At 65.1% G+C, this 2,305-nt stretch carries 3 protein-coding genes and 1 pseudogene; 1 reads left to right on the forward strand and 3 read right to left on the reverse strand.

Translation table 11 applies throughout. The features are described from left to right. The first annotated feature begins 134 nt into the window (after positions 1-134). Entirely contained in the window at positions 135-398 is a 264-nt protein-coding gene (locus tag EOD15_RS32960) for a glycine zipper domain-containing protein (protein ID WP_127271330.1), read from the forward strand. A 78-nt stretch (positions 399-476) separates the two neighbouring features. Here EOD15_RS32960 and rpsP read toward each other — a convergent pair whose 3' ends face one another. From rpsP to EOD15_RS32975, 3 genes and pseudogenes are all read right to left on the reverse strand, one after another. Next, positions 477-878, reverse strand: a complete 402-nt coding sequence (rpsP, locus tag EOD15_RS32965; protein ID WP_013528800.1) for a 30S ribosomal protein S16 — start codon at positions 876-878, stop codon at positions 477-479. Between the two features lie 51 nt (positions 879-929). Next, the gene (locus EOD15_RS32970) at positions 930-1,256 is read right to left on the reverse strand and encodes a chorismate mutase (protein ID WP_023811329.1); all 327 of its coding nucleotides are present in this window, start codon (positions 1,254-1,256) and stop codon (positions 930-932) included. Positions 1,257-1,263: 7 nt separating this feature from the next. After that, positions 1,264-2,305 (reverse strand): annotated as a pseudogene (locus EOD15_RS32975) (signal recognition particle protein); the annotation flags it as partial.

A 2,305-nucleotide genomic window follows, 5' to 3' on the forward strand; every position in this document is an offset into this window, starting at 1 on the left:
ATCCAGATCGAAGCATCGCTTTCCGCTGAAAGCCTGAACCCTTTGCCGGGCAATGTCTCAGGGATCGAATCGCCGAGTTGCGAGTTAGAGATTCGCCTGGCGGCGGAGGCGGCTCCTATCGGAGAGGAACGACGATGAAGAAAATGATGCTTTTGATGGCGCTGCTGGTGCCGCTCGCCGCTTGTTCGCAAACGGAAAAAGGCGCGGCCGTAGGCGGCCTCGGTGGGGCTGCCGTCGGTGCGGCGGTCGCTGGCGATCCGGTTGAAGGCGCCGTCGTCGGTGGTGCTGTCGGCGCCGTTGCCGGCGCGCTGATCGGCCGGGCGAGCGAGCGTGGCGAATGCCGCTACCGTGATCGCCGTGGCCGCGTCTACGTCGACCGCTGCCCGGACGGTTATTGATCGGCAGCTCTTACAGACAGAACTGGACAGCAAAACGGCGGGCCATGCCCGCCGTTTTCCTGGATGCGAATAGAGCAATTATTCGGCGGTGGCGGCTTCCGCCTCGGCCGGTGCAGCGGCGGCGGCCGCAACAGCAGCAGCGGCATCTTCCTGCGCCTTCTTCAGAAGGGCAGCGCGTTCCTGCGCCTTCTTGCCCGGCTCGGCCTTCTTCGGGTTGGAGCGGGCGTCGCGCTTGACGAGGCCGGCCTCGTCGAGGAAGCGCAGCACGCGGTCGGTCGGCTGGGCGCCATGCGCCAGCCAATGCTTGACGCGGTCGGCGTCGACCTTGACGCGTTCGCCGTCCTTGGGCAGTAGCGGGTTCCATGAGCCGATCGACTCGATGAACCGGCCGTCACGCGGTGAACGGGCGTCGGCAATGACGACGTGGTAGTAAGGACGCTTCTTCGAGCCCGCACGGGCCAGTCGGATCTTCAAGGGCATTTATTTTCTCCTAAAAAGGCTGATTTGGTTGGTCGGTTGGTGGCTGGTTTCTCAGCCGGCTTTCATCACGCCGTTGGAAGCGGCGATCTGTTCGTGGTGGCGGATCACTTCGCGGACGACGAAGTTGAGGAATTTTTCCGCGAAATCCGGGTCGAGATGGGCATCCTTCGCCAGCTGGCGAAGCCGGGCGATCTGCTGCTGCTCGCGTGCCGGGTCGGCCGGGGGCAGGCCATGCGTCGCCTTCAGCACACCGACCGCCTTGGTGCAGCGGAAGCGCTCGGCCAGCATGTGGATGAGGGCTGCGTCGATGTTGTCGATCGACGCCCGATAATCGGCCAGGAGGGCGCGGGCGTCGGCCATGTCCTTTTCTTCGTTCATGGCGTCCTCACTTCTTCTTGCCAAGGCCGGGCAGGCCGCCGCCCATTCCGGGCAGGCCGGGGAGCTTCATGCCGCCGGGCAGTCCGGGTAGGCCGCCGCCGGGAAGGCCTTTCATGCCGCCGCCAAGGCCGGCTGCCTGTGCCTGCTTCTGCAAGGCCTCGAGCTGCTTGGGGTCCATCTTCGACAGGTCCGGCATGCCGCCGCCCATCATGCCGCCCATACCGCCGGGCATCATGCCGCCGAGGCCCATCTTGGAGGCGAGGCCGCCCATCATGCCGCGCATCAGGCCGCCGCCTTTGCCCTTGCCGCCCATCGCCTTCATCATGTCGGCCATGCCGCGATGCATCTTGAGCAGCTTGTTGATTTCGGCCGCGTCGGTGCCGGAACCGGCGGCGATGCGCTTCTTGCGCGAATGCTTGAGCAAATCGGGATTGGCGCGCTCGGCCTTGGTCATCGACGAGATGATGGCGAGCTGGCGGCCGAACATCTTGTCGTCGAGACCGGCGGCGGCCATCTGGTCCTTCATCTTGCCCATGCCGGGCATCATGCCCATGATGCCGCCCATGCCGCCCATCTTCGACATCTGCTGAAGCTGACCGGCGAGATCGTTCAGGTCGAACTTGCCCGACTGCATCTTCTTGGCCATCGCCGCCGCCTGTTCGGCGTCGATGTTCTCGGCGGCCTTTTCGACGAGCGAGACAATGTCGCCCATGCCGAGGATGCGGTCGGCGATGCGCTTGGGGTGGAATTCCTCCAGCCCGTCCATCTTTTCGCCAGTGCCGATCAGCTTGATCGGCTTGCCGGTGACGGCGCGCATCGAAAGAGCCGCACCGCCACGGCCATCGCCGTCCATGCGGGTCAGGACGAGGCCGGTGATGCCGACGCGCTCGTCGAAGCTCTTGGCCAGGTTGACGGCGTCCTGGCCGGTCAGCGAATCGGCGACCAGCAGGATTTCGTGCGGGCTCGACACCTTCTTGATGTCGGCCATCTCGACCATCAGCGGCTCGTCGATATGGGTGCGGCCGGCGGTGTCGAGGATGACGATGTCG

Source organism: Mesorhizobium sp. M7A.T.Ca.US.000.02.2.1, from assembly GCF_003996995.1.
In the GTDB taxonomy this organism is placed as follows: domain Bacteria; phylum Pseudomonadota; class Alphaproteobacteria; order Rhizobiales; family Rhizobiaceae; genus Mesorhizobium.